General features: G+C 65.4%; 20 protein-coding genes and 1 pseudogene. 14 read left to right on the forward strand and 7 right to left on the reverse strand.

The window, feature by feature from the left end:
• Nucleotides 1–103: 103 nt before the first annotated feature.
• Genes AC58EF_RS01365 through AC58EF_RS01380 form a run of 4 tightly spaced genes read left to right on the forward strand, consistent with a single transcriptional unit; the run spans nucleotide 104 to nucleotide 3,216 of the window.
• Nucleotides 104–586, forward strand: coding sequence for a winged helix-turn-helix transcriptional regulator (locus AC58EF_RS01365; RefSeq protein WP_497273861.1), 483 nt, complete (start codon nucleotides 104–106; stop codon nucleotides 584–586).
• A gap of 43 nt (nucleotides 587–629) precedes the next feature.
• Nucleotides 630–1,736, forward strand: coding sequence for a sensor histidine kinase (locus AC58EF_RS01370; protein WP_497273863.1), 1,107 nt, complete (start codon nucleotides 630–632; stop codon nucleotides 1,734–1,736).
• Nucleotides 1,733–2,533: a LytR/AlgR family response regulator transcription factor gene (locus tag AC58EF_RS01375; protein WP_179044340.1), complete on the forward strand. Its 801-nt coding sequence runs from the start codon at nucleotides 1,733–1,735 to the stop codon at nucleotides 2,531–2,533. The genes AC58EF_RS01370 and AC58EF_RS01375 overlap by 4 nt, the downstream gene beginning before the upstream one ends.
• A gap of 26 nt (nucleotides 2,534–2,559) precedes the next feature.
• Nucleotides 2,560–3,216: a glutathione S-transferase family protein gene (locus AC58EF_RS01380; RefSeq protein ID WP_497273865.1), complete on the forward strand. Its 657-nt coding sequence runs from the start codon at nucleotides 2,560–2,562 to the stop codon at nucleotides 3,214–3,216.
• A gap of 244 nt (nucleotides 3,217–3,460) precedes the next feature.
• Here the strand turns inward: AC58EF_RS01380 and AC58EF_RS01385 are convergent, their stop codons facing one another.
• Both AC58EF_RS01385 and AC58EF_RS01390 read right to left on the reverse strand, forming a co-directional pair.
• Nucleotides 3,461–4,735: a dipeptidase gene (locus AC58EF_RS01385; RefSeq protein ID WP_497273866.1), complete on the reverse strand. Its 1,275-nt coding sequence runs from the start codon at nucleotides 4,733–4,735 to the stop codon at nucleotides 3,461–3,463.
• A 32-nt stretch (nucleotides 4,736–4,767) separates the two neighbouring features.
• Nucleotides 4,768–5,127 (reverse strand): hypothetical protein, encoded by a 360-nt coding sequence (locus tag AC58EF_RS01390; RefSeq protein ID WP_497273868.1) that lies wholly within the window; start codon nucleotides 5,125–5,127, stop codon nucleotides 4,768–4,770.
• An 86-nt stretch (nucleotides 5,128–5,213) separates the two neighbouring features.
• Between AC58EF_RS01390 and aat the strand changes: the two genes are divergently transcribed.
• Nucleotides 5,214–5,969 carry a leucyl/phenylalanyl-tRNA--protein transferase gene (gene aat / locus AC58EF_RS01395; RefSeq protein WP_497273870.1) on the forward strand — a complete coding sequence of 252 codons (756 nt, stop codon included), beginning with the start codon at nucleotides 5,214–5,216 and terminating at the stop codon, nucleotides 5,967–5,969.
• A 35-nt stretch (nucleotides 5,970–6,004) separates the two neighbouring features.
• On the opposite strand, the pseudogene AC58EF_RS01400 reads toward aat, so the two are convergent.
• From AC58EF_RS01400 to AC58EF_RS01415, 4 genes and pseudogenes are all read right to left on the reverse strand, one after another.
• Nucleotides 6,005–6,442 (reverse strand): annotated as a pseudogene (locus AC58EF_RS01400) (DUF2155 domain-containing protein); the annotation flags it as partial.
• Nucleotides 6,421–6,819 (reverse strand): NADH:ubiquinone oxidoreductase subunit NDUFA12, encoded by a 399-nt coding sequence (locus AC58EF_RS01405; RefSeq protein ID WP_497273872.1) that lies wholly within the window; start codon nucleotides 6,817–6,819, stop codon nucleotides 6,421–6,423. The pseudogene AC58EF_RS01400 and the gene AC58EF_RS01405, both read right to left, overlap by 22 nt.
• Nucleotides 6,820–7,008: 189 nt before the next feature.
• Nucleotides 7,009–7,545 carry a DUF192 domain-containing protein gene (locus AC58EF_RS01410; protein WP_497273873.1) on the reverse strand — a complete coding sequence of 179 codons (537 nt, stop codon included), beginning with the start codon at nucleotides 7,543–7,545 and terminating at the stop codon, nucleotides 7,009–7,011.
• 90 nt (nucleotides 7,546–7,635) lie between these two features.
• Entirely contained in the window at nucleotides 7,636–8,610 is a 975-nt protein-coding gene (locus AC58EF_RS01415; protein WP_497273874.1) for an extracellular catalytic domain type 2 short-chain-length polyhydroxyalkanoate depolymerase, read from the reverse strand.
• A 342-nt stretch (nucleotides 8,611–8,952) separates the two neighbouring features.
• Here AC58EF_RS01415 and AC58EF_RS01420 point away from each other — a divergent pair, with 342 nt between their 5' ends.
• The 8 genes from AC58EF_RS01420 to cobA all read left to right on the forward strand — a co-directional run bounded on the left by AC58EF_RS01420 (nucleotide 8,953) and on the right by cobA (nucleotide 20,084).
• The gene (locus AC58EF_RS01420) at nucleotides 8,953–9,534 is read left to right on the forward strand and encodes an ANTAR domain-containing response regulator (protein ID WP_497273876.1); all 582 of its coding nucleotides are present in this window, start codon (nucleotides 8,953–8,955) and stop codon (nucleotides 9,532–9,534) included.
• On the forward strand, nucleotides 9,531–10,745 hold the full coding sequence (locus AC58EF_RS01425; protein WP_497273877.1) for a CmpA/NrtA family ABC transporter substrate-binding protein: 1,215 nt from the start codon (nucleotides 9,531–9,533) through the stop codon (nucleotides 10,743–10,745). Before AC58EF_RS01420 ends, AC58EF_RS01425 begins: the two co-directional genes overlap by 4 nt.
• Nucleotides 10,746–10,992: 247 nt before the next feature.
• On the forward strand, nucleotides 10,993–12,237 hold the full coding sequence (locus AC58EF_RS01430) for a nitrate/nitrite transporter (RefSeq protein ID WP_497273878.1): 1,245 nt from the start codon (nucleotides 10,993–10,995) through the stop codon (nucleotides 12,235–12,237).
• An 89-nt stretch (nucleotides 12,238–12,326) separates the two neighbouring features.
• Nucleotides 12,327–13,535 (forward strand): hypothetical protein, encoded by a 1,209-nt coding sequence (locus AC58EF_RS01435; RefSeq protein ID WP_497273880.1) that lies wholly within the window; start codon nucleotides 12,327–12,329, stop codon nucleotides 13,533–13,535.
• Between the two features lie 210 nt (nucleotides 13,536–13,745).
• A complete protein-coding gene (gene nirB, locus AC58EF_RS01440; RefSeq protein WP_497273881.1) occupies nucleotides 13,746–16,253 on the forward strand; it encodes a nitrite reductase large subunit NirB in 2,508 nt (835 codons plus the stop codon).
• Between the two features lie 5 nt (nucleotides 16,254–16,258).
• Nucleotides 16,259–16,594 (forward strand): nitrite reductase small subunit NirD, encoded by a 336-nt coding sequence (gene nirD, locus AC58EF_RS01445; RefSeq protein WP_497273882.1) that lies wholly within the window; start codon nucleotides 16,259–16,261, stop codon nucleotides 16,592–16,594.
• Nucleotides 16,595–16,705: 111 nt separating this feature from the next.
• A complete protein-coding gene (locus AC58EF_RS01450; protein WP_497273884.1) occupies nucleotides 16,706–19,315 on the forward strand; it encodes a molybdopterin-dependent oxidoreductase in 2,610 nt (869 codons plus the stop codon).
• Nucleotides 19,302–20,084, forward strand: a complete 783-nt coding sequence (gene cobA, locus AC58EF_RS01455; RefSeq protein ID WP_497273886.1) for a uroporphyrinogen-III C-methyltransferase — start codon at nucleotides 19,302–19,304, stop codon at nucleotides 20,082–20,084. Before AC58EF_RS01450 ends, cobA begins: the two co-directional genes overlap by 14 nt.
• 88 nt (nucleotides 20,085–20,172) lie before the next feature.
• Here cobA and mobA read toward each other — a convergent pair whose 3' ends face one another.
• Nucleotides 20,173–20,697, reverse strand: coding sequence for a molybdenum cofactor guanylyltransferase (gene mobA, locus AC58EF_RS01460; RefSeq protein ID WP_497273888.1), 525 nt, complete (start codon nucleotides 20,695–20,697; stop codon nucleotides 20,173–20,175).
• Nucleotides 20,698–20,758: 61 nt separating this feature from the next.
• Between mobA and AC58EF_RS01465 the strand changes: the two genes are divergently transcribed.
• Nucleotides 20,759–21,661 (forward strand): LysR family transcriptional regulator, encoded by a 903-nt coding sequence (locus tag AC58EF_RS01465; RefSeq protein WP_497273890.1) that lies wholly within the window; start codon nucleotides 20,759–20,761, stop codon nucleotides 21,659–21,661.
• Nucleotides 21,662–21,693 lie beyond the last annotated feature (32 nt).

Below are 21,693 nucleotides of genomic sequence, written 5' to 3' on the forward strand. Positions count from 1 at the left end.
GATTGTGTTGGAACCCCCTTGTCGTGCAACAAAAAAATCCCATCTTAAGCGAATAAGGCGGCACTTTTGCAACAGCCGCCGCTTTGCGCTATGCGTTAGACCCATGAAACATAATCTTGCCCAGGATCTGGAACAATGTGCGTTGCCGAGCGCGCTGGAGATGATGGGCGAACGCTGGTCCTTCCTGATCCTGCGGGGCGCTCTGTCGGGCATCCGCCATTTCGAGGAATTTCAGTCCACCCTCGGCATCGCCCGTAACATTCTTGCCAACCGGCTCGCCCGGCTGGTGGAAAATGGCATATTGGTGCGCCAACCGATGCAGTGCGACCGCAGGAAGGTCGAATATCGCCTGACCGAAAAGGGGCAGGGTCTGGCCCCGGCCATGATCGCGCTGCGCCAGTGGGGCGAGCGCTGGGGTTGCGGCACGCCCGCCTGTCAGGTGCTGGCCGACAAGCGCGATGGCTTGCCCATCCGGCCGATCGCCATCCAGGCGCATGACGGACGCACGCTGGAACTGGGCGATCTGGTCTGGCTGTGCACCGATGAAGTGACGCCGATGGCGGAAGAGCCGGCGGCGGCTGCCTGACCCGGCTTCACCCCGGCGCGGAAAGTCTCTAGGCTTAGGGGCAATGTCTGCTTCTCGCATCCAGCCTCAGCCCTTTTTCGCTGACAAGAACCGCGCCTTCTGGAACCTGCAATCGCTGGGGTGGGCCGGCGCCTTCCTGCTGCGCGGTTCTTCCACCATCGCCAACGGGCAGTCCTTTTCCAGCCTGATCCCGGTGCTGATCTCCACCGTCACCGGCTATTCGGTGACGTTGCTGATCGCGGTCGTCTTCCGCTTCCTCCAGAAACAGCGGCCGATCGTCACCTGGGGCGTGTCGATCGTGACGGTCGTGCTGGCGGCGGGGCTAGTCGCCTTCATCGACGCCTGGGTCTTCTCGACCCAGAATAGGGGTAGCGAGACGGCGGGGCTTCAACTGTTCCTGGGCGCCTTCTACCTGTCGATGACGCTGATCGGCGCCTGGTCGGCGCTCTATTACGCCATCAACTTCTACCTGACGGTCGAGGAGCAGGCGGACCAGCTGCTGCGGCTGGAAAATCAGGCGTCGAGCGCGCAGCTCGCCATGCTGCGCTATCAGCTCAATCCGCATTTCCTGTTCAACACGCTCAACAGCATCTCGACCCTGGTGCTGCTCAAGCAGACCGACCGGGCCAATGCGATGCTGTCGCGCCTTTCCTCCTTCCTGCGCTATACTTTGATCAACGAGCCGACCGCGCAGGTGACGATCGAGCAGGAGGTGGAGACGCTGAAACTCTATCTGGAGATCGAGAAGATGCGGTTCGAGGATCGGCTGCGCCCGGTGTTCACCGTCGATCCCCTGGTGGCCCATGCGCGGCTCCCTTCGCTGCTGCTCCAGCCTTTAGTCGAAAATGCGATCAAATATGCGGTGACGCCCAAGGAGGAGGGCGCGGAGATTTCGGTCATAGCGCAGCCTGCCGGTGAAAATGTTCGGATCGTCGTATCGGACACCGGGCCGGGATTGATCGATGGCGCGATGAAACCGCACATTCCTATGAGCGAGGGGACGGGCGTCGGCCTGCCGAACATCCGGGACCGGTTAATTCAGGCCTTCGGGGAACGACAGAGCTTCGAAACGCGTTCCACGCCAGGCGGTTTTTCGGTCATCATCGAAATTCCGCTTAACATGGATGAAACATCGAAAGTGGCCGCATGACCATCAGAACAATCCTCGTCGACGACGAAAGCCTGGCTATTCAAGGCCTTCAGCTGCGTCTGCAAGCGCATGAGGATGTCGAAATCATCGAAACCTGCACCAATGGCCGCGAAGCCATCCGTGCCATCAAGACGCATAAACCCGACCTTGTGTTCCTCGACATTCAAATGCCCGGCTTCGACGGCTTTTCCGTCGTCCAGGGGATGATGGAGGTGGAGCCGCCGCTGTTCATCTTCGTGACCGCCTATAGCGACCATGCGATCCGCGCGTTCGAGGCGCAGGCGGTCGATTATCTGATGAAGCCGGTGGAGGAAGGCCGGCTGGCCGACGCGCTCGACCGGGTGCGTCAGCGCCTGAGCGAAAAGCGGCAGGTGCAGGAAGCCGAGAAGCTGCGCGAGGTTCTGGCCGAGGTCGCGCCCCAGGCGATGAGCGACTTCGTCGCCGATGACGACGCGCCGGCGTCCAACCGTTTCGAGAAGCTGATCAACATCAAGGATCGCGGGCAGATTTTCCGCGTTGACGTCGATTCGATCGAGCGGATCGACGCGGCGGGCGACTATATGTGCATCTATACCGCCGACAATAGCCTGATCCTGCGCGAGACGATGAAGGATCTGGAAAAGCGGCTCGACCCGCGCAATTTCCAGCGCGTGCATCGCTCGACCATCGTCAATCTCAGCCAGGTGCGGCAGGTAAAGCCGCACACCAATGGCGAATGTTTCCTGGTGCTGGAATCGGGCGCGCAGGTGAAGGTCAGCCGTTCCTATCGCGACGTCGTGGCGCGCTTCGTCCACTGATCCGGCCATAAGGGGAAGGGGCGGCGATGTTGCAGTTTTTCGGGCATCCCTTCTCCTCCTACTGCCAGAAGGCGCTGATCGCTCTTTACGAAAATGACATTCCCTTCGCCTTCCGCATGATCGATCCCGATCATGCGGACAATGGCGCACGGCTGGCGCAGCTCTGGCCGATCGGCAAATTCCCGGTGCTGGAGGATGCGGGGCGGGCGGTGTTCGAGGCGAGCATCATCGTCGAATATCTCCAGATTCATCATCGCGGGCCGGTGCGGCTGGTCCCGGATGATCCGGCGGTCGCGCTGGAGGTGCGGCTGCTCGACCGCTTCTTCGACAATCATGTGGCGACGCCGCAGGGCAAGCTGGTGTTCGACGCGCTGCGGCCGGAGGGGCAGAAGGATCCTGCCGGCGTCGCGGATGCGCGCGCGGCATTGGACAAGGCCTATATCTGGCTCGACGCGCATATGGCGGGACGGACATGGGCGGCGGGCGATGCGTTCAGCCTGGCCGACTGCGCCGCCGCGCCGCATCTTTTCTACGCCCACTGGTCGCATCCGGTCCCGGCGGAGCATGGCCAAGTCCACGCCTATCGCCGGCGCCTTCTGGAGCGACCGTCCTTCGCCCGCGCGGTGGAGGAAGCGCGGCCCTGGCGGCCCTATTTCCCGCTGGGCGGAACGCCGGGGGATTGAAGGGATATTTTTTTGGAGGGGACTGTCTTCGACCAGGAGCGGACATAAGATCCTCCCCTGTAAGGCGAGGGGGACCACGAAGTGGTGGAGGGGTGTCACCCTCACGATAGCGGGACACCCCTCCATCAGGCGCTATGCGCCTGCCACCTCCCCTTACAGGGGAGGATAAAAGTGGTCATTCCGTCATCCACCCCACATCAGTCATGCCTTGATGCAAATCCGCTCCACAAGGACCGACGACCGCTCATCCCTTGGCAGCCACCACCACCGCATGGCCCTCCGGCTCGTCCTTCATCCCCGCCGCGACCTTTTCCGCCGCCGCCATGACGCGCAGCACATTCTCGCCCACGAGCTTGGCGATGTCGGCGTCGCTCCAGCCCCGGCGCATCAGTTCGGCGAGCAAGGCGGGATAGGTTTCGACGCCGCTCAACCCCTGGGGCAGGTCGCCCACGCCGTCGAAATCGCTGCCGATGCCGACATGGTCGACGCCCGCGATCTTGACGATATGGTCTATATGGTCGGCGACCTGGCCGATCGTCGTCACCGGTTCCGGGTGCGCCTTTTCCCAGTCGGCCAGCGCTTTCGCCGCCGCCGCCGGGTCGCCGATATGCAGGCCGCCAAAGGGCGGGGCGTTGTTGCGGGTGATTTCGGCGCTGCGATCCGATCCCCAGACGCGGCGCGCCTCCGACACATATTGGGCGGCGAAATTGACCATCACCACGCCGCCATTGGCCGCGACCTGCCGAAGCACGACATCCGACACATTGCGCGACGTGTTGCAGAGCGCGCGGGCGTTGGAGTGGGAGAAGATCACCGGCGCCTTCGTCACGCGCAGCGCGTCGAGCATCGTCGCCTCGCTCACATGGCTGAGGTCGACCAGCATCCCCAGGCGGTTGAGTTCATGCACCACCGCCTCGCCGAAGGGGGTGAGGCCGTCATGCTGCGGATTGTCGGTCGCGCTGTCGGCCCAGGCGATGGTGCGGCTGTGGGTCAGCGTCAGATAGGAGGCGCCAAGTTCGCGATAGGCGCGCAGCACGGCCAGGCTGCCGTCGATCTGGCCGCCGCCCTCGACGCCGATCAGCGATCCGATCCGCCCGGCCTTGTGCGCGGCGCGCATGTCGGCGGCGGTGCGGGCGAGCCGGAAATGCTGCGGATAGCGGGCGGCGAGGCTATGGACCATGCCGATCTGGTCGAGCGTGTCCTTGACCTGCTGGACCTGCGGCAGGTCGGCCGACACCCAGACCGACCAGAATTGCCCGCCGACGCCGCCGGTGTGGAGGCGGGTGATGTCGGTATGATATTGCGCCGGGTCGAGATGGGTCAGGTCCATCGTCCAGCGGGCGTCCTTCGCCTTTTCCGCCAGCGCCTCGGGCCAGTCATTATGGCCGTCGATCAGCGGCGTCGCCTTCAATATCTTCGCGATCCGGGCGGCATAGGGGCCGGTCGCGGGCGTGTCGGCGGCGAGAGCGGGTGGGGCGGCGAAGAGAAGCGGCAGCAGCGCCAAGCATATGTTTTTCATGGACGATGAAGCTAGGGCAGAGACGGCGCGTGTCAATCTTCCTTGGTCGGCGGAAGCACATAAGCGCCATGCCCGTCCGGCGGGACCAGGTCGGCGTCGCGCACGGTCAATTGCAGCGTCTCGAATGCGGGCGTCGGCACATCCTTCGTCTTCTCGGCCGTCAGCAGGATGACCCCGTCCTTCTCGCTCCAGCGGCCTTCGGCGAACAGGTCGAGCGCGCCCACCACCAGATACCATTGAAAACGGCCGTCGGGCCGGAGCAGCAGCTCCGATCCCGTCTCCATCACCCCTTGCAGATAATAATGGCCGCTGCGGTCGGGCCGGGAATCGGACCGGGCAAAAGCGGGAATGGCGACGCCCACGACCAGCAGGGCAAGGAACAGATGACGCATGGCCCATCCTATCGCGCGCAGCGATGCGGTCAAAAGCGATTGCGGGGGCTGGCCCTTCTGCTTGGGTCTGCTAATCCTGATGGGGCATGATGATCGACCCGCTGATCCTGTTGCAGGCCTATTCCATCGGCGTCTTCCCCATGTCTGACGATCGCGACGCGCGGGAAGTCTATTGGGTCGAACCCAAATATCGCGCCATTCTTCCGCTCGACGGCTTCCACCTGTCGCATTCGCTGGCGAAGGTCATCCGGCGCGAGCGTTTCCATGTCACCGCCAACCGCGCCTTCGGGGCGATATTGGCGCTCTGCGCGCAGTCGGCGCCGGACCGCCCATCGACCTGGATCAACCATGAGATAGAGCGCGCCTATCGCGATCTCCATGCGCGCGGCTTCGCCCATTCGGTCGAGGTGTGGGAAGGGCAGGAACTGGTCGGCGGCCTCTATGGCGTGGCGCTGGGCGGGGCCTTTTTCGGCGAATCCATGGTGTCGCGCCGCACCGATGCGTCGAAAGTGGCGCTGGCCTGGCTGGTGGCGCGGATGCGCTTTGCCGGCTTCACCCTGCTCGACTGCCAGTTCATGACCGATCATCTCCGCAGCATGGGCGCGATCGAAATCAGCCAGCGCGACTATCTTCAGTTGTTGGGCGCGGCGGTCGGCGGCGTGCCGCTGGGCGTGGGGGCGGACCCGTTGTCGGCCGGCTCGGGCGTCGCCGCCGAACGGGCGTTCGCGCCGCTTGCGGGGGAGGCGTCGCCGGACACCGGTTCGCCCTTGTCGCCCAGCTTCACCGTGTCGGGGCCGGTTTCGGGCCACTCCATCGCGCAGCTCCTGACCCAGACGTCATAGATGGGGTGCTGCACGACATTGCGGTCGGGCCGTTCGCGGAACAGCCAGCCGGAAAAGGCGCGGCGCCATTTGTTGTCGGAACTGGAGCGCACGTCCAACTGTACGAAGGCGCCGGTTTCCTGGACATTCTCCCAGGGCGCGCTGGTTTCGCAGGCCTGGAGGCGGACGATCGCGTCGCCGACGCGCAGCGCCTCGCCCGGATTCATGGTCAGGTCGCGGGTCAGGCCGTTGCGCTTGTTGAGCAGGCCGATGACGGCCGTGCGCTCGGCCATGGGCGTGCCCTGCACAGAAGCGTTGGCACCCGTCTGGATCGGGCTGCCCTCGACCTTCACCGGGCCGGACTGATTCGCGGCCGGCAGGTCATTCTTCCCGCAGCCCGCCAGCGCCAGCGCGCAGGAGAGGACGGGAAGAACATGCAGGATCGGCGGGAAACCCCCCGCCGGACGCCGGGTCATGCCGCGTCGGGGCTCCATGCCTCATAATCGCCGGTCGCCTTCTGGCGCTGGCCGCCCTTTTCGAGCGCGCCCGACGGGCGATAGGCGTTGACGGTGCCGGTCGCGTTGGGGGTGGATTCCTTTTCCCAGATGCGCGGCGGCGGCAGGAAGCTCTCCGGCGCGCCCTCGATCGAATGATGCAGCCAGCCATGCCATTCGGCCGGCACGCGGCTCGAATCATTGGCGCCCTTGTAGATCACCCAGCGGCGGGTCAGGCCATTGGGATCGACGCCGCCCTCATAATAGACATTGCCCTGATGGTCTTCGCCAACCTTGGTGCCCTTGCGGGTCGTGAAGAGCCAGGTGCCGAAGGTGGCGCCATTCCACCAGGTGAAGATGTTAGCCAGGATTCCCATGGGTCCTGCGCTTAGCCGCTGCGAGAGGCGCGGGCAAGGCGTTTTGGGAATGCGCTGTCGTGCATTCCGCCGCACCAGCCCTCTCCCCCACCCGGCCACCCAACGGAAATATCATATGGGTGGCCGGGTGGGGGAGAGGGCTGGTGCGGCAACCAAAAGGCGCTCTTCCGCGCCTTTTGCAAAAGGCCGCTATGGTGCCGGGGCGGGACAGAAATTAAGGTCGGTCGCGACCTTGTCCTGCGGCACGGCGCAGCCGCCCCAGGCGATCCGGTTGCCCTCCTTGATCCCCAGTTCCGCCGCGCGGCCGCCGCGCAGTTCCAGCACCGCCGCCACCGGCACCCCGGCCGACACCGGGATGCGCGAATAAGGTTCGGCATTGGCCTTCAAGAAGGCGATGGTCCCGTCGGCATGGACGAACAGCATGTCGAGCGGGATCAGCGTGTCCTTCATCCAGAAACTGGCGGTGCGCGGCGGGTCCATGGGGAAGAGCATCCCGCTATCGGCCGCCAGTTCCTTGCGGAACATCAGCCCCTTTTCCTGCTCCTGCGGGGTGCGGGCGACCTCCACGTCGAAACGGTGCGCGCCCGTTGCGGTGCGGATGACGAGCGGGAGCGGGGCGGCGGCCTGCGGCTGCGCCTGAGCCTGAGCATTATTGTCGGTGGCGGCCTGTTGGCCCGAACAGGCGGCGAGAAGGAAGAGGGCGAACAAGGGGGCGATGCGGATCATGGCGCCCTGCCTAATGCGATTCGCGCCGCAAGGGGAGGGGCGCCGAACCCGCAAAATGGCCGCGCCCGGCACGGCGCGGCCACTGGGACGCTATTGGCTGATCAGTTGCTGCACCATGGCATGGACCGCCGACAGTTGCGGCCCGCCCTTGGTCTGGAAATTGAGGCCGCTATAGCCCCACCAGTCCCAGCAGCCCTGGGGGTTGAAGGGGATGCTGCTCTTGTCGACCTGCGGATAGAGGATGATGATATTGTTCGTATCCGCCCACTCATTGTAGCCGAGCTTGGCATAGACCGCGTCGCCGACCGTATCCGCGCTCTGTAGGCAGCCGTGGAAGACCACATGCAGGGCGCATTTGGCGGACGTCTTCTGGCAGCTTGCGGGAATATAGACATAGCCCGACGCCGCCATGCCGGTCAGCGCGCTGGCGAAGCGGCTCTGGTCGAAGGCGACCGGCTGGGCCGACAGGCTCTTGGCCTTGGGCTTCAGCGGGCCGTAGATCTGCGTCAATATGGCGCCCGGCTGGTCGTAGAGCGTGCCGTCGACCGTGCATTCGTTGACGAACGGTGCCTGGGTGATGTCGCAGCCATTGCCAAAATCGTCGGAAATGAAGGCATGTCCGGCGGAGGTGCCTTTCACATACTGGATGCTGGCGGCGGGCACCTGCGCGGCGCTGTAGAAATCATGCACGGCGTTCATCACCGATTGCTTGACGGTCGTGTCCTTAGTGCCGCTGAACAGATAGATTTTCTGCCCGGCGATATGGCTGACCGGATCGATCTGGCCGAGCGCGGCAAAGCCGATGGCGGCCTGATAGGAGGCTGCCCCCATGGGCGCGCCCTGCATACAGGTGTAGATGCCGCCGACATTGACATAGGCGCAATTATAGGGGCCGCCCGCGACCACGCCGACGCCGATGGTGCTGGCGGAAAAGGCCACGTCATATTGGATCGCCATGAAGGCGCCCGATGACAGGCCCGAAATGGAGATTTTGGCGGGATCGGCGCCCAGCGCGGGCAATTTGTCGCCAGCGGCGGACGCCGTGATCGGGGTCAGGATAAGCAAAAACGGAAGTAACGATCTGATTAGTCGGCCAATACGCATGATTGCCTCCTAAAGCGAACCTGTCACGGTCGCATTGAAATCCGAATCGCCTTTCATTTCCTCTCGATTATTATTTCGATATCGATAGCATTTTTCGCGAACGCGGCAAGAATATTAGGATAGTAACGGAAAGATTGTTCGATAGTTAATGCTGTCTAAATGAGCTAATTTATTGCCTTTCAGACGTTTATTATTTGGCAAAAGAAGCGCGCGCCAGGCACGTCGCAAACCCGCCTTCGTCGGCCATCGCGATTGACGCAGCGCAGCATCGCCGCCACTTACGGGACAAAAGAGGCAGGGTAGATGCGAATCGTCATCATCGACGACAGCGGGTTGCGCGCGACGGTCCTGGAGGAAGGGCTGCGCGAGGCGGGCTATGACGATATCCATATCGTTCCCCCGCGCGGCGCCTTCGTCGCGCGGCTGGAGCGCATGGCGCCCGACGTGGTGCTGATGGACCTGGGCAGTCCCAGCCGCGACACGCTGGAGGAGATGCTGACCGTCAGCCGCGCGCTCGCCCGGCCGATCGCCATGTTCGTCGACCAGTCGGACGACAGCATGATCGGCGCGGCGATCGACGCGGGGGTGTCCGCCTATGTCGTCGATGGCCTCCGCAAGGAGCGGGTGAAGCCGGTGCTGGAACTGGCGGTGCGGCGCTTCAACGCCTTCGCCAAAATCCAGACCGAACTGGATGAGGCGCGCACGGCGCTGTCCGACCGCAAGATCATCGATCGCGCCAAGTCGATCCTGATGAACCAGCGTTCCCTGAGCGAGCAGGACGCCTATGCGCTGCTGCGGTCGAGCGCGATGAACCAGGGCAAGAAGATCGTGGATGTGGCGCAGGCGCTGATCACCGCCAGCGACCTGCTGGGAGGAGGGATATGACGACCGAGTTGAAGATCGCCTTCCTGCCGCTGAACGACGCCGCCGTGCTGGTGGCCGCGCGGGAGAAGGGCTTTGCGGAGGAGGAAGGGCTGTCGCTCGACCTGATCCGCACGACCAGCTGGGCGACTTTGCGCGACCGGCTGGTGTTCGGGCAGGTCCATGCCGCGCAGATGCTGGCGCCGCTCGCCGTGGCGGTGACGTTGGGCCTCAGCCAGCAGCCCGCTGCGCTCGCCGCCCCCTACAAGCTGGGCGTCAACGGCAATATGCTGGTGATGGCCACCGACTTCGCCAAGGCGCTGGAGCCTGATGTCGCCGCGCGGCTGGCCGATCCGCTGGGCACCGCGCATGATTTTGCGGCCGCAATCGGCCTGTGGCGGCGCAAGCCGGTGATCGGCGTCGTCCACCGCTTTTCCAGCCATGCGCTGATGCTGCGCTACTGGCTGGCGAGCGCGGGCGTCGACCCGGACAGGGATGTGCTGCTGCGCGTGCTGCCCCCGTCGCTGACGGTGGAGGCGATGCGCGCGGGCGAGATTGACGGCTTCATCGCCGGCGAACCCTGGGGCAGCGCCGCGGTCGAGGAAGGGCTGGCCGAAACCGCGGCGATCGGCGAGCGCATCTGGCGGCGCGGGGTGGAGAAGGTGCTGGCCTTCCGCGAAGTCTGGCTGGAGGACAATCCCGATACGGTCGACCGGCTGCTGCGGGCGCTGGCGCGGGCGGCGGCCTGGTGCGACGATCCGGCCAATCATGCGGCGCTGGCCGACCTCTTGGCCGATCCGCGCTATGTCGACCAGCCGGCCGAACTGATCCTGCGGGCGCTGTCCGGTCAGATCGTCGCGCGCGCCGGGGAAGCGCCGATCGCCAGTCCCGATTTCATGCTGTTCAGCCGGGAGGCGACCCCCTTCCCGTGGCGCAGCCAGGCGCTTTGGATCTATTCGCAGCTCGTCCGCTGGGCCATGGTCGACCATGATGCCGCAACCGCAGCAAAGGCGGGCGCGGTGTTCCGGCCCGATATCTACCGCCGCGCGCTGGCCGACAGCAATGTCGCCATGCCGGGGGCGAGCATGAAGCTGGAGGGCGCCGTCAATCTGCCGCTCGCGGTCGGATCGCGCCGGGGCGAGCTGACCCTGGGGCCGGACCGCTTCTTCGACGGGCGGGTGTTCGACCCGGAAAAGATCGAGGAGTTTCTGGCGGGCTTTGTGCCGGTGCGGTGAGTTGCCAATAACTGGAAATTGCGCATCGCCTGAAACTGCGCCCTATTTTGTGCCTTGCAACATGAAGCGTTCTGCGTGATGATATAGGAGTCGCGCGACGAAGCGCGCTTATTCGGATGCGCCATCCCAAGGGTGGGATCGCCGTCCTCACCATATTCGCAGCAAAGCCGCTGACCGGGTTCACCCAAGGGTGATGTCCGGGCTGCGGCTTTTTTCATGTCCATTTCCGTTTATTGGGGGACGTATCATGGCAACCACTTTTTGGGATCGCGAAGGACAGGACGCCGCGCCTGCGCCCGCGACCAGCTTCTGGAAGGCCGGTCACACGCCGACCTTGATCGCCGCCTTTCTCTATTTCGACCTCGCCTTCATGGTGTGGGTGCTGCTCGGGCCGCTCGCGCCGATGATTTCCAAGACGCTGATGCTGACCCCGGCCGAAAAGGGGCTGATGGTCGCCACGCCGACGCTGGCGGGCGCGCTGCTGCGCGTCGTCAACGGTCTGCTGGTGGACCGGATCGGTCCGAAATTGTCCGGCGCGATCAGCCAGTTGATCGTCATCGCCGGCCTGTTCACCGCCTGGGTCATGGGCATTGACAGCTTCGCCGGCACGCTGGCGCTGGGCGTCATATTGGGCTTTGCCGGGGCGAGCTTCGCGATCGCGCTGCCGCTGGCCAGCCGCTGGTATCCGCCAGAGCATCAGGGCAAGGCGATGGGCCTGGCGGGCATGGGCAATTCGGGCACCGTGCTCGCCTCGCTCTTCGCCCCGGTACTGGCCAAGCTGTTCGGCTGGAACGCGGTGCTGGGCCTGGCCTGCATCCCGCTGTCGATCGTCTTCCTCCTCTACATGATCATGGCGAAGGACGCGCCCAACGCGCCCGCGCCCAAGAAGATGGTCGACTATTTCCAGCCGCTGAAGCAGGCCGACGCCTGGTGGCTGATGGCCTTCTACGCCGTGACCTTCGGCGGGTTCGTGGGCCTTGCCGCCTCGCTGCCGATCTACTTCACCGACCAGTTCGGGCTGACCCCGATCGTGGCCGGCTATTGCACCGCGGGCTGCGTCTTCGCCGGCTCGCTGGTGCGGCCGATGGGCGGGGCGCTGGCCGACCGGATCGGCGGCGTCAAGGCGCTGATGATCGTCTATGTCGTTGCCGCGCTGGCGCTGACGGGCGTGTCGCAGGCGACCGGACTGGTCAGCGCGCTGGGCTTCTTCGTGCTGGCGATGCTGGCGCTGGGCACCGGCAACGGTTCGGTCTTCCAGCTCGTGCCGCAGCGTTTCCAGGCGGAAATCGGCATCATGACCGGCCTGGTCGGCATGGCGGGCGGTGTTGGCGGCTTCTACCTCGCCAGTTCGCTGGGCCTCGCCAAGCAGCTGACCGGCAGCTTCGCGCCCGGCTTCCTGATCTTCGCGGGGCTGGCGATGGCGGCCTTTCTGGGTGTCGCGCTGGTCAAGACCAAGTGGCGCGCAAGCTGGAAGACCGGCGCGCGCATCTGATTTTGGAGAGGGAGGGCGGCGGCCTTTTTCAGGAACGCCGCCCCAACTCTGGTCGCAGACTCATTTCGTCCGAGGGGGGACGATTTCCCATGAAATATTATCTTGCATCGGCGGCCGTGCTGGCCGTCGCAGGGCCGGCTTGCGCGCAGGAGATCAGCCTCAAGCCCGTCGCCGAAGCCCGGCTGCGCTATGAACATGCGGATCAGGAAGCTCTGGCCGAGGAAAAATCCGACGCGCTGACCGTCCGTGCCCGCGCCGGCGTTACAGCCAGCAGCGGCGCGCTGTCCGCCACGGTCGTGGGGCAGGGGACGCTGGCCATCATCGACGATTATTATGACGGGGTGAACGGCGCCGCCACCCGGCCGATCATCGCCGACCCGCAGAATGTCGCGCTCTACATCGCCCAGCTCCAATATCGGACGAAGGCGCTGACCCTGACCGGCGGGCGGCAGAAGATCGCGCTGGATGACGAGCGGTTCGTCGGCAATGTCGCCTTTCGCGACAATGCCCAGACCTTCGACGCGGTGCGCGCCGAACTGGCCCCGGCCAAGGGGCTGAAGCTGGACGTCGCCTATGCCTGGTCGGTGCGCACAATCTGGGGCATTGACGGCACTGCCGTGCGGCAACAGGCGGTGAGCGGCGACAATATCCTCGCCAACCTGTCCTACGCCACGCCGGTCGGCACGCTGACCGGCTTTGCCTATCTGGTCGATCAGGATGAGGCGGCGGTGCAGGGGTTCCGCCTGTCGAGCCAGACCTATGGCGCGCGGCTGGCGGGCACGCAGACTTTGTCGAAGGCGGCGAAGATCGGCTACCAGTTCAGCTACGCCCGCCAGTCGGATTATCACCGCAATCCCAACGATTACAGCGCCGACTATTGGCTGGCGGACCTGTTGCTGGACGTGAAGGGCTGGAAGCTCAACGCCGGTTATGAGGTGCTGGGCGCCAGCAGCGGAGCCGCCTTCACCAGCTTCCAGACGCCGCTCGGCACCAATTTCAAATTTCAGGGCTGGGCCGACAAATTCCTGACCACGCCCGCCAACGGTGTTCGCGATTTCTATGTCGGGGGCGGCTATGGCTGGAAGCAGATGGGGCCGCTGACCGGCCTGTCGTTGCAGGCGGTCTGGCATCGTTTCGACAGCGACCGGCTGGACCAGCATTATGGCAATGAATGGAACCTCATCGCATCCGCGAAGGTGAAGAAGACCGCCCTGTCGATCCGCTATGCCCAATATGAGGCGAAGGCGATGGCCACCGACACGCGGAAATTCTGGGTGCAGGCCGACTGGGCCTATTGATGACGAAGCCGTGACGGAATCGCTTGAGCTGGTCTGCGATTCCGTTTATGGTGCAGTGCAAGGGACAAGGTTGTCCTCCTTTTCATAGCTGCGGCGGTTCAGGGTAGGACCGGCAAGGCGCATATGATGGCAAGGCCGCCATCCAGACTTTCGGGTTTCAAACCCCGGGGGTCTGGATGGCGGCCTTTTTCTTTTCCGAAAGGGACAGGCATGGAATTGCAGGTCAGGGACGAAAGCCGGACGGACGTAGAGGACGAAGTCCTGGTGCCGTTCGAGGATGTCCGCGAACATCTGGTCGTTGTCGGCAACGGCATGGCCGGCTGCCGCGCGGTCGAAGAACTGCTGGCGCGGGACGGGACGCGCTATCGCGTCACCATCTTCGGCGCGGAACCTTATGTGAACTATAACCGGATCATGCTCTCGCCGGTGCTGGCCGGGGAAAAGAGCTTCGACGACATCATCATCAACACCCGCGAATGGTATGCCGACAATGGCATCGAACTGATCGCGGGCGATCCGGTGACGGCCATCGACCGCGCCGCCAAGATCGTCACCAGCCGGTCGGGCCGCAGCGTCGGCTATGACAAGCTGCTGATCGCCACCGGCTCTGATCCCTTCATCATTCCGGTGCCGGGCAAGGATCTGCCCGGCGTCATCAGCTTCCGCGACATGAAGGATGTCGACACCATGCTCGCCGCTGCCGATGCCGGCGGGGACGCGGTGGTGATCGGCGGCGGCCTGCTCGGCCTCGAAGCTGCGCACGGCCTCACCCTGCGCGGCATGAAGGTGACGGTCATCCACCTGATGGACACGCTGATGGAGCGGCAGCTCGATGAAGCGGCGGGCTGGCTGCTCAAGTCCGCGCTGGAAGGGCGCGGCCAGACCATCCTGACCGGCGCCAACACCGACGCCATCTATGGCGACGGCAAGGTCGAGGGTGTCCGTCTGAAGGACGGCCGCGAAATCCCGGCGAGCCTCGTCGTCATGGCGGTGGGCATCCGCCCGTCGACCGCGCTCGCCCGCGAGGCGGGACTTGAGGTCAATCGCGGCATCAGGGTCGACGACCATATGGTGACGAGCGACCCGGACGTGCTGGCGGTCGGCGAATGCGTCGAGCATGACGGCAATGTCTATGGCCTCGTCGCACCGCTCTGGGATATGTGCCGCAGCCTTGCCGACGGCCTGACCGACCAGCATACGGGTTACAAAGGTTCGGTGACATCCACCAAGCTCAAGGTCGCCGGTCTGGACGTTTTCTCCGCCGGTGACTTTTCCGGCGGTGAAGGCTGCGAGGATATCGTCCTGCGCGACGCCTCGCGCGGCGTCTACAAGCGCGTCATCGTCAAGGATGACCGGATCGTCGGCGCCGTTCTCTATGGCGACACCGTCGATGGTGGCTGGTATTTCGACCTGCTCAAGAAGGAGGAGAATGTCGCGGATATTCGCGACCTGCTGATTTTCGGTCAGGGCTACGCCTCGGGAGGAGGCGCGCTGGACCCTAAGGCGGCCGTTGCGGCGCTCTCGGACGATGCCGAGATTTGCGGCTGCAACGGCGTCAGCAAGGGCCAGGTCGTCGCCTGCATATCGGCGGGCAATTGCAGTCTCGATGCGGTGCGCGGTTCTTGCAAGGCGTCGGCCAGTTGCGGCCAGTGCACGGGTCTGGTCGAAAATCTGCTCAGCGTGGTGCTGGGCGACGATGTCGCTTCGGGTCCGAAGACGATGTGCAAATGCACCAGCTTCACCCATGACGATGTTCGCCGGGAAATCGTGGCGCAGAATATGCGCTCCATCCCCGAAGTGATGCAACTGCTCCACTGGTCGACCCCGGACGGCTGCTCCTCCTGCCGCCCGGCGCTCAATTACTATCTGCTCTGCGCGCTGCCGGGCGAGTATCAGGACGACCAACAGAGCCGTTTCGTCAATGAGCGGATGCACGCCAATATCCAGAAGGACGGCACCTATTCGGTCGTCCCGCGCATGTGGGGCGGCCTCACCAACCCGCGCGAACTGCGCGCGATCGCCGATGTGGTCGAGAAATATAACGCGCCGATGGTCAAGGTGACGGGCGGCCAGCGCCTCGACATTTTCGGCATCAGGAAGGAAGACCTGCCCGCCGTCTGGGCCGACCTCAATGCCGCGGGCATGGTGTCGGGCCATGCCTATGGCAAGTCGCTGCGCACGGTGAAGACCTGCGTCGGGTCCGAATGGTGCCGCTTCGGCACGCAGGATTCGACTGGCCTTGGCGTCAAGATCGAGCGGATGACCTGGGGGTCGTGGATGCCCCACAAGTTCAAGATCGCGGCGTCGGGCTGCCCCCGCAACTGCGCGGAGGCGACGATCAAGGATTTCGGCGTGGTCTGCGTCGACTCAGGCTATGAACTGCATGTCGGCGGCAATGGCGGTATCCATGTCCGCGCCACCGACCTGCTGTGCAAGGTCGCGACCGAGCAGGAGGCGCTCGACTATTGCGCCGCTTTCATCCAGCTCTACCGCGAGGAGGCGCGCTATCTGGAGCGCACCGCGCCCTGGATCGAGCGGATCGGCGTCGACTATATCAAGCAGCGCATCGTCGAGGATGACGCAGGCCGCGAGGCGCTCCGCGCCCGCTTCCTCTATTCGCAGAGCTTCAGTCAGGATGACCCCTGGGCCGAACGCGCCGCCGGTGCGAATGCGGAACTGCACCAGCCGCTCGCCCCTATTGCCATCGCTGCGGAGTGAACGACATGACCGACTGGATCGACATCGGAACGCTGGCCGACATTCCCCAGCGCGGCGCCCGCACGGTTCGGATTGAGGGCGAAAAGGAAATCGCCGTCTTTCGCACCGGCGACGACCATGTCTTCGCGCTGGTCAACGAATGTCCGCACAAGAAGGGGCCGCTGAGCCAGGGCATCGTCCATGGCCACAGCGTCGCCTGCCCGCTGCACAACTGGAACATCGCGCTCAAGACGGGCGAGGCGCAGGGCAATGACGAAGGCTGCACGCCCACCATCGCGGTGAAACAGGAAGGCGACCGCATCCTGATCGCCCGCCCGGTCGCAATGAAGGCGGCGGCATGAGCTTATGGTTCCTGCTCTTGCCGGCGGGGACTGGGGTGGAAGGGATAAGCTGGGCATCCCTTGCGGCATATGCCTCCACCCACTTTTTCATTCATAATCAAGAGGTAGGGCATGACTGAGGCCATCCGCACCACCTGCGCCTATTGCGGCGTCGGCTGCGGCATTTCGGCCACGCCGACCGGGCCGCGCTCGGTCGTCATCAAGGGCGACGCGGCGCATCCGGCCAATGGCGGGCGGCTCTGTTCCAAGGGCACGCATCTGGGCGAGACGGTGGGGCTGACCGGCCGCCTGCTCCATCCGATGATCGGCAACAAGCGCGCCGGCTGGGACAAGGCGCTCGACCTCGTCGCGAAGAAATTCCGCGAAACCGTCGACCGCCATGGTCCCGACAGCGTCGCCTTCTATGTCTCGGGCCAGTTGCTGACAGAGGATTATTATGTCGCCAACAAGCTGATGAAAGGCTTCATCGGCTCGGGCAACATCGACACCAACAGCCGCCTTTGCATGTCGAGCGCGGTCGCCGGCCACAACCGCGCCTTTGGCGAGGACATCGTCCCCGCCAGCTATGCCGATCTGGAGGAAGCGGACCTGATCGTCCTCGTCGGTTCCAACACCGCCTGGTGCCACCCGATCGTCTATCAGCGTATCCAGGCCGCCCGCGCCGCGCGCGGCGCCAAGCTGGTCGTCATCGATCCCCGCCGCACCGAAACCTGCGAGGGCGCCGACCTGCATCTGCCGGTGAAGCCGGGCACCGACGTTGCGCTGATGAACGGGCTGCTCGCCTGGTGTGATGCGCAGGGCGTCACCGATCCCGCCTTCGTCGCGGATCATGTGAACGCCCCCGACGGCTTCTGGGAGCATATCCGCACCGGGCATGACCTCTGGACGACGGCCAAGACCTGCGACATCGCGCCCGCGCTGCTGGAGCAATATTACAAACTGTTCGCCGCGACCCCGCGCACCGTCACCCTGTTCAGCCAGGGCATCAACCAGTCGATCCGCGGCACCGATCAGGTCAATGCGATCATCAACGTCCATCTGGCCACCGGCCGCATCGGCAAGCCCGGCGCCGCCCCCTTCTCGATCACCGGCCAGCCCAACGCCATGGGCGGCCGGGAAGTCGGCGGCCTCGCGTCCACGCTGGCCGCGCATATGGACTTCGCGCCCGACAATGTGGAGCGCGTCGGCCGCTTCTGGGCCGCGCCGCGCATGGCGACCAAGCCGGGCCTCAAAGCGGTCGACCTGTTCCGCGCCATCAACGAAGGCCGGATCAAGGCGCTGTGGGTGATGGCGACCAACCCCGCCGTCTCGCTGCCCGACGCGAACCGGGTGCGCGAGGCGCTGGAGGCGGTTCCCTTTCTCGTCGTGTCGGACATCATCGCCGACACGGACAGCTCGACCCATGCCCATGTCCGCCTGCCCGCGGCCGGCTGGGGCGAGAAGGACGGCACCGTCACCAATTCGGACCGCACGATCAGCCGCCAGCGCCCCTTCCTGGCGCTGCCCGGCGAGGTAAAGCCCGACTGGTGGATCGTCACGCAGGTCGCCCGCCGCATGGGCTGGCGCAACGCCTTCGCCTATGATCGGCCCGCCGACATCTGGCGCGAACATGCGCGCCTCACCGCCTATCAGAATGACGGCGCGCGGCTGCTCAACCTGCGCAGTCACGCCACCATCGGCAACGACGCCTATGCTGCGATGGAGCCGTTCCGCTGGGGCGGCACGCCCTTTTCTGACGGCCGTTTTCCGACGCCCGACGGCAAGGCGCGGCTGGTGCTGACGAAGCAGATGGAATTGCAGGGGCCGCTCAAACAATGGCCCATGACGCTCAACACCGGCCGCTATCGCGACCAGTGGCACACGATGACGCGCACCGGCCTTGCGCCCAGGCTGGCGCGGCATCGGGAGGAGCCGCTGGTGGAAATCCATCCGCAGGACGCCGCGGAACTGGGCATCGCCGACCGCGATCTGGCGCGGGTGTGGACGGCGCAGGGCAACAGCATCTTCCGCGTCGCCCATAGCGAAGGCCAGCGGCGCGGTGAAATCTTCACCCCGATCCACTGGACCGACCAGATATCGAGCGGCGGGCGCACCGGCCTGCTGCCCCGGCCGCTGGTCGATCCCCATTCGGGCCAGCCCGGCTTCAAGTCGACCCCGGCCAGCGTCGAGCGCGTCGCGGCCGAATGGAAGGGCTTCCTGATCCTGCGCGGGCAGGAGCCGGTGCGGCTTCCCTGCCTCTGGTCGACGCGCGTCGCCGTGCCGGGCGGGGCGCTGTACGAAATTGCCGGCAATGGCGACGCGGCGCGGCTGGAAGCCTGCCTGCCCAAGGGCGATCGGGTCGAGGCGATCGACCTGACGCGCGGCAGCCGCCGGGTCGCCATCCTCCGCGACGGCAGGCTGGCGGCGGTGCTGTTCGTCACCCGCACCGGCCTGCTGCCCTCGCGCGACTGGCTGATCGGCCAGCTGGAGGCCGAAGAAGTGGGCGCCTCCGTGCTCGCCGCGCGCGGGCCGGGCAGCCAGCCCGACAAGGGCGTAACCATCTGCGTCTGCTTCGACATCGGCCTCAACCAGATCGTCGCCGCCATCCGTGACCAGCAACTGGTCGACGTGCCGGCCATCGGCAAGGCGCTGGGCGCGGGCACCAATTGCGGATCGTGCCGTCCCGCGCTCGCCAACATCCTCGCCCAAGCCACGCAGGAGACGCTCCATGCAGCCGAATGAGTTGATCGCCCCCGGTGACGTCTGGCTGGTCGGTGCGGGCCCCGGCGACCCGGACCTGCTGACCCGCAAGGCGGAAAAGCTGATCGCCTGCGCCGAGATCGTCTTTTACGATGCGCTGGTGGGGCCGGGCGTGCTTGACCTGATCCCGCAAGGCGTCGAGCGGATCAGCGTCGGCAAGCGCTCCGGCCGCCACAGCAAGGCGCAGGACAGCATCAACGACCTGCTGCTCGCCGCGGCGAAGGCGGGCAAGCGCGTCGTGCGGCTGAAGGGCGGCGATCCGTCGGTTTTCGGCCGGTCGGCGGAGGAGATGGCGCATCTGGCGGCGGACGGCGTGCGCTTCCGCATCTGCCCCGGCATCACCACGGCGAGCGCGGCGGCGGCGAGCGGCAGCGCGTCGCTCACCCTGCGCGGTGTCGCGCGCGGGCTGACTTTGGTGACGGCGCATCTCAAGGCAGGCGAGCCATTGAAACTCGACTGGGACGCGCTGGCGCGGCCGGGCGGCACGCTCGGCATCTATATGGGCCGGGCGGCGGCGGGGGAGATCAGCCGTCAACTGATCGCCGCCGGGCGCGACCCCGAAACGCCGGTGATGGTCGCGGTCAATGTCTCGCTGCCCGATGAGCGGCTGATTCGGGGCAAGCTGTCGGCGCTCGCCTTTCTGGTCGCGACAATCAGTGATGAGGACCCGACCCTGCTGCTGATCGGCGAGGCGGTGGCGGGGATGCATTGTCCGGCGGAGGTGGCGGCGGGGGAGGCTTTGGCCGTTTGAAAACATCCGTTCGTTTCGAGCGAAGTCGAGAAACGGATAGAACTGCGCTTCCCGTTTCTCGACACGCTCGAAACGAACGGAACTTTGGCTATTGCGCGAGGCTCGCCAGATCCTCCGGCCGGTTGATATTGGGCAGGACCAGCCCCGGCATCTCCACCACCCGCGCATGGACGCGGTCGAGCCAGCCATGGACCGATCGGTTATTCTCCTCGCCCAGATGGGCATCCAGCTCGAATGCCAGCGTGGCCGGCCACCAGCCCAGCAGTTGCTGGCCGTGCAGGACCGCGGCCTTGTCGCCGATCAGCGCGGCGGGCAGCTCGGCAGGGTAGAAGGGCATGTCGCAGCCGGTGGTGAGCACGCCGACAAAGTCATGACGCAGCGCATGATGGAGCGCGGCGTTGAGGCCGCCCAGCGGTCCCATGTCGGGATGCGGCCGGTCGGTCAGTCCGTCGTCGCGGCCGCACACCACCACCTCCGCCACATGGGGCGCCAGTCCCGCCCTGGCATGGTCCAGCAATGTCCTTCCGTCGAGCAGGGCCATCGCCTTGTCGCTGCCGAAGCGGCTGGAGCGGCCGCCGGCCAGCACCGCGCCCAATATCGGTCCCTTGCGCATATGCGCCTCCTTGATAGCTCTCCTCTATAAAGAGAGGGCCATCTCCCTTATAGCAGATTCGATGCAGACCCGCCTTGTCGAATATTTTCTGGCGCTGGAACGCGAAGGCCATTTCGCGCGTGCGGCGGCGCATTGCAACGTGTCGCAGCCGACGCTTTCGGCGGGCATCGCCGCGCTGGAGGGGCAACTGGGTAAGCGCCTCATCCGGCGGGACCGCAAATATGCCGGGCTGACGGCGGAGGGGGAGGCGATCCTGCCCTGGGCGCGGCAGCTGGTCGCGGCGGCCGATGCGCTGGGGCAGGCGGCGGAAACGGCGCGCGGCCCGCTCAGGGGGGAACTCAGGCTGGGCGCGATCCCCGCCGCCATGCCGGCGATCGGCTGTCTGGCGGCCGCGATGCTGGCGCGGCATCCTGGCCTCAATATCTCCGTCAGAGCGCTGACCTCCCGCCAGATCGAGCGGGAACTGGCGGCGTTCGAGCTGGACGCGGGCCTTACCTATCTCGACTTCGAACCGCCCGCCCATGCGCTGTCGGCGCCCCTCTATGTCGAGCGGACGATGCTGGTCAGCGCAGTCGATGGCGTGGCGATCCCCGATCCGCTCGACTGGACGGATCTCGCCCGCTTGCCGCTCTGTCTGCTGCACCAGGGGATGCAGAACCGGCGTATCCTCGACGCGCGGCTGGCCGAGCGCGGGTTGGCGCTGCGGCCGCTAGTGACGGCGGATTCCTATGTCGCGCTGCTCGGGCTGGTGCAGCAGGGGCGGCTCTGCTCGATCATTCCCGACAGCCATGCGAGCTTGCTGGACGGGCTGACCTGGGCGCGACTGCGGCCCTTGCCGCAAATGGGGGAAGGAAGCCGGGTCGGGGTGATCGTGTCGGACAGCGCGCCGATGGGGCCGCTGGCGCAGGCGGTGCTGGGGGTCGCGCGCACGCTGCGTCTGCCGTCCGGGTTCCGAGTCGATTGATAGAGATTGTCTATCAAATATGCTCGACTTCG

The sequence above is a fragment of the Sphingobium sp. WR1 genome (assembly GCF_059693745.1).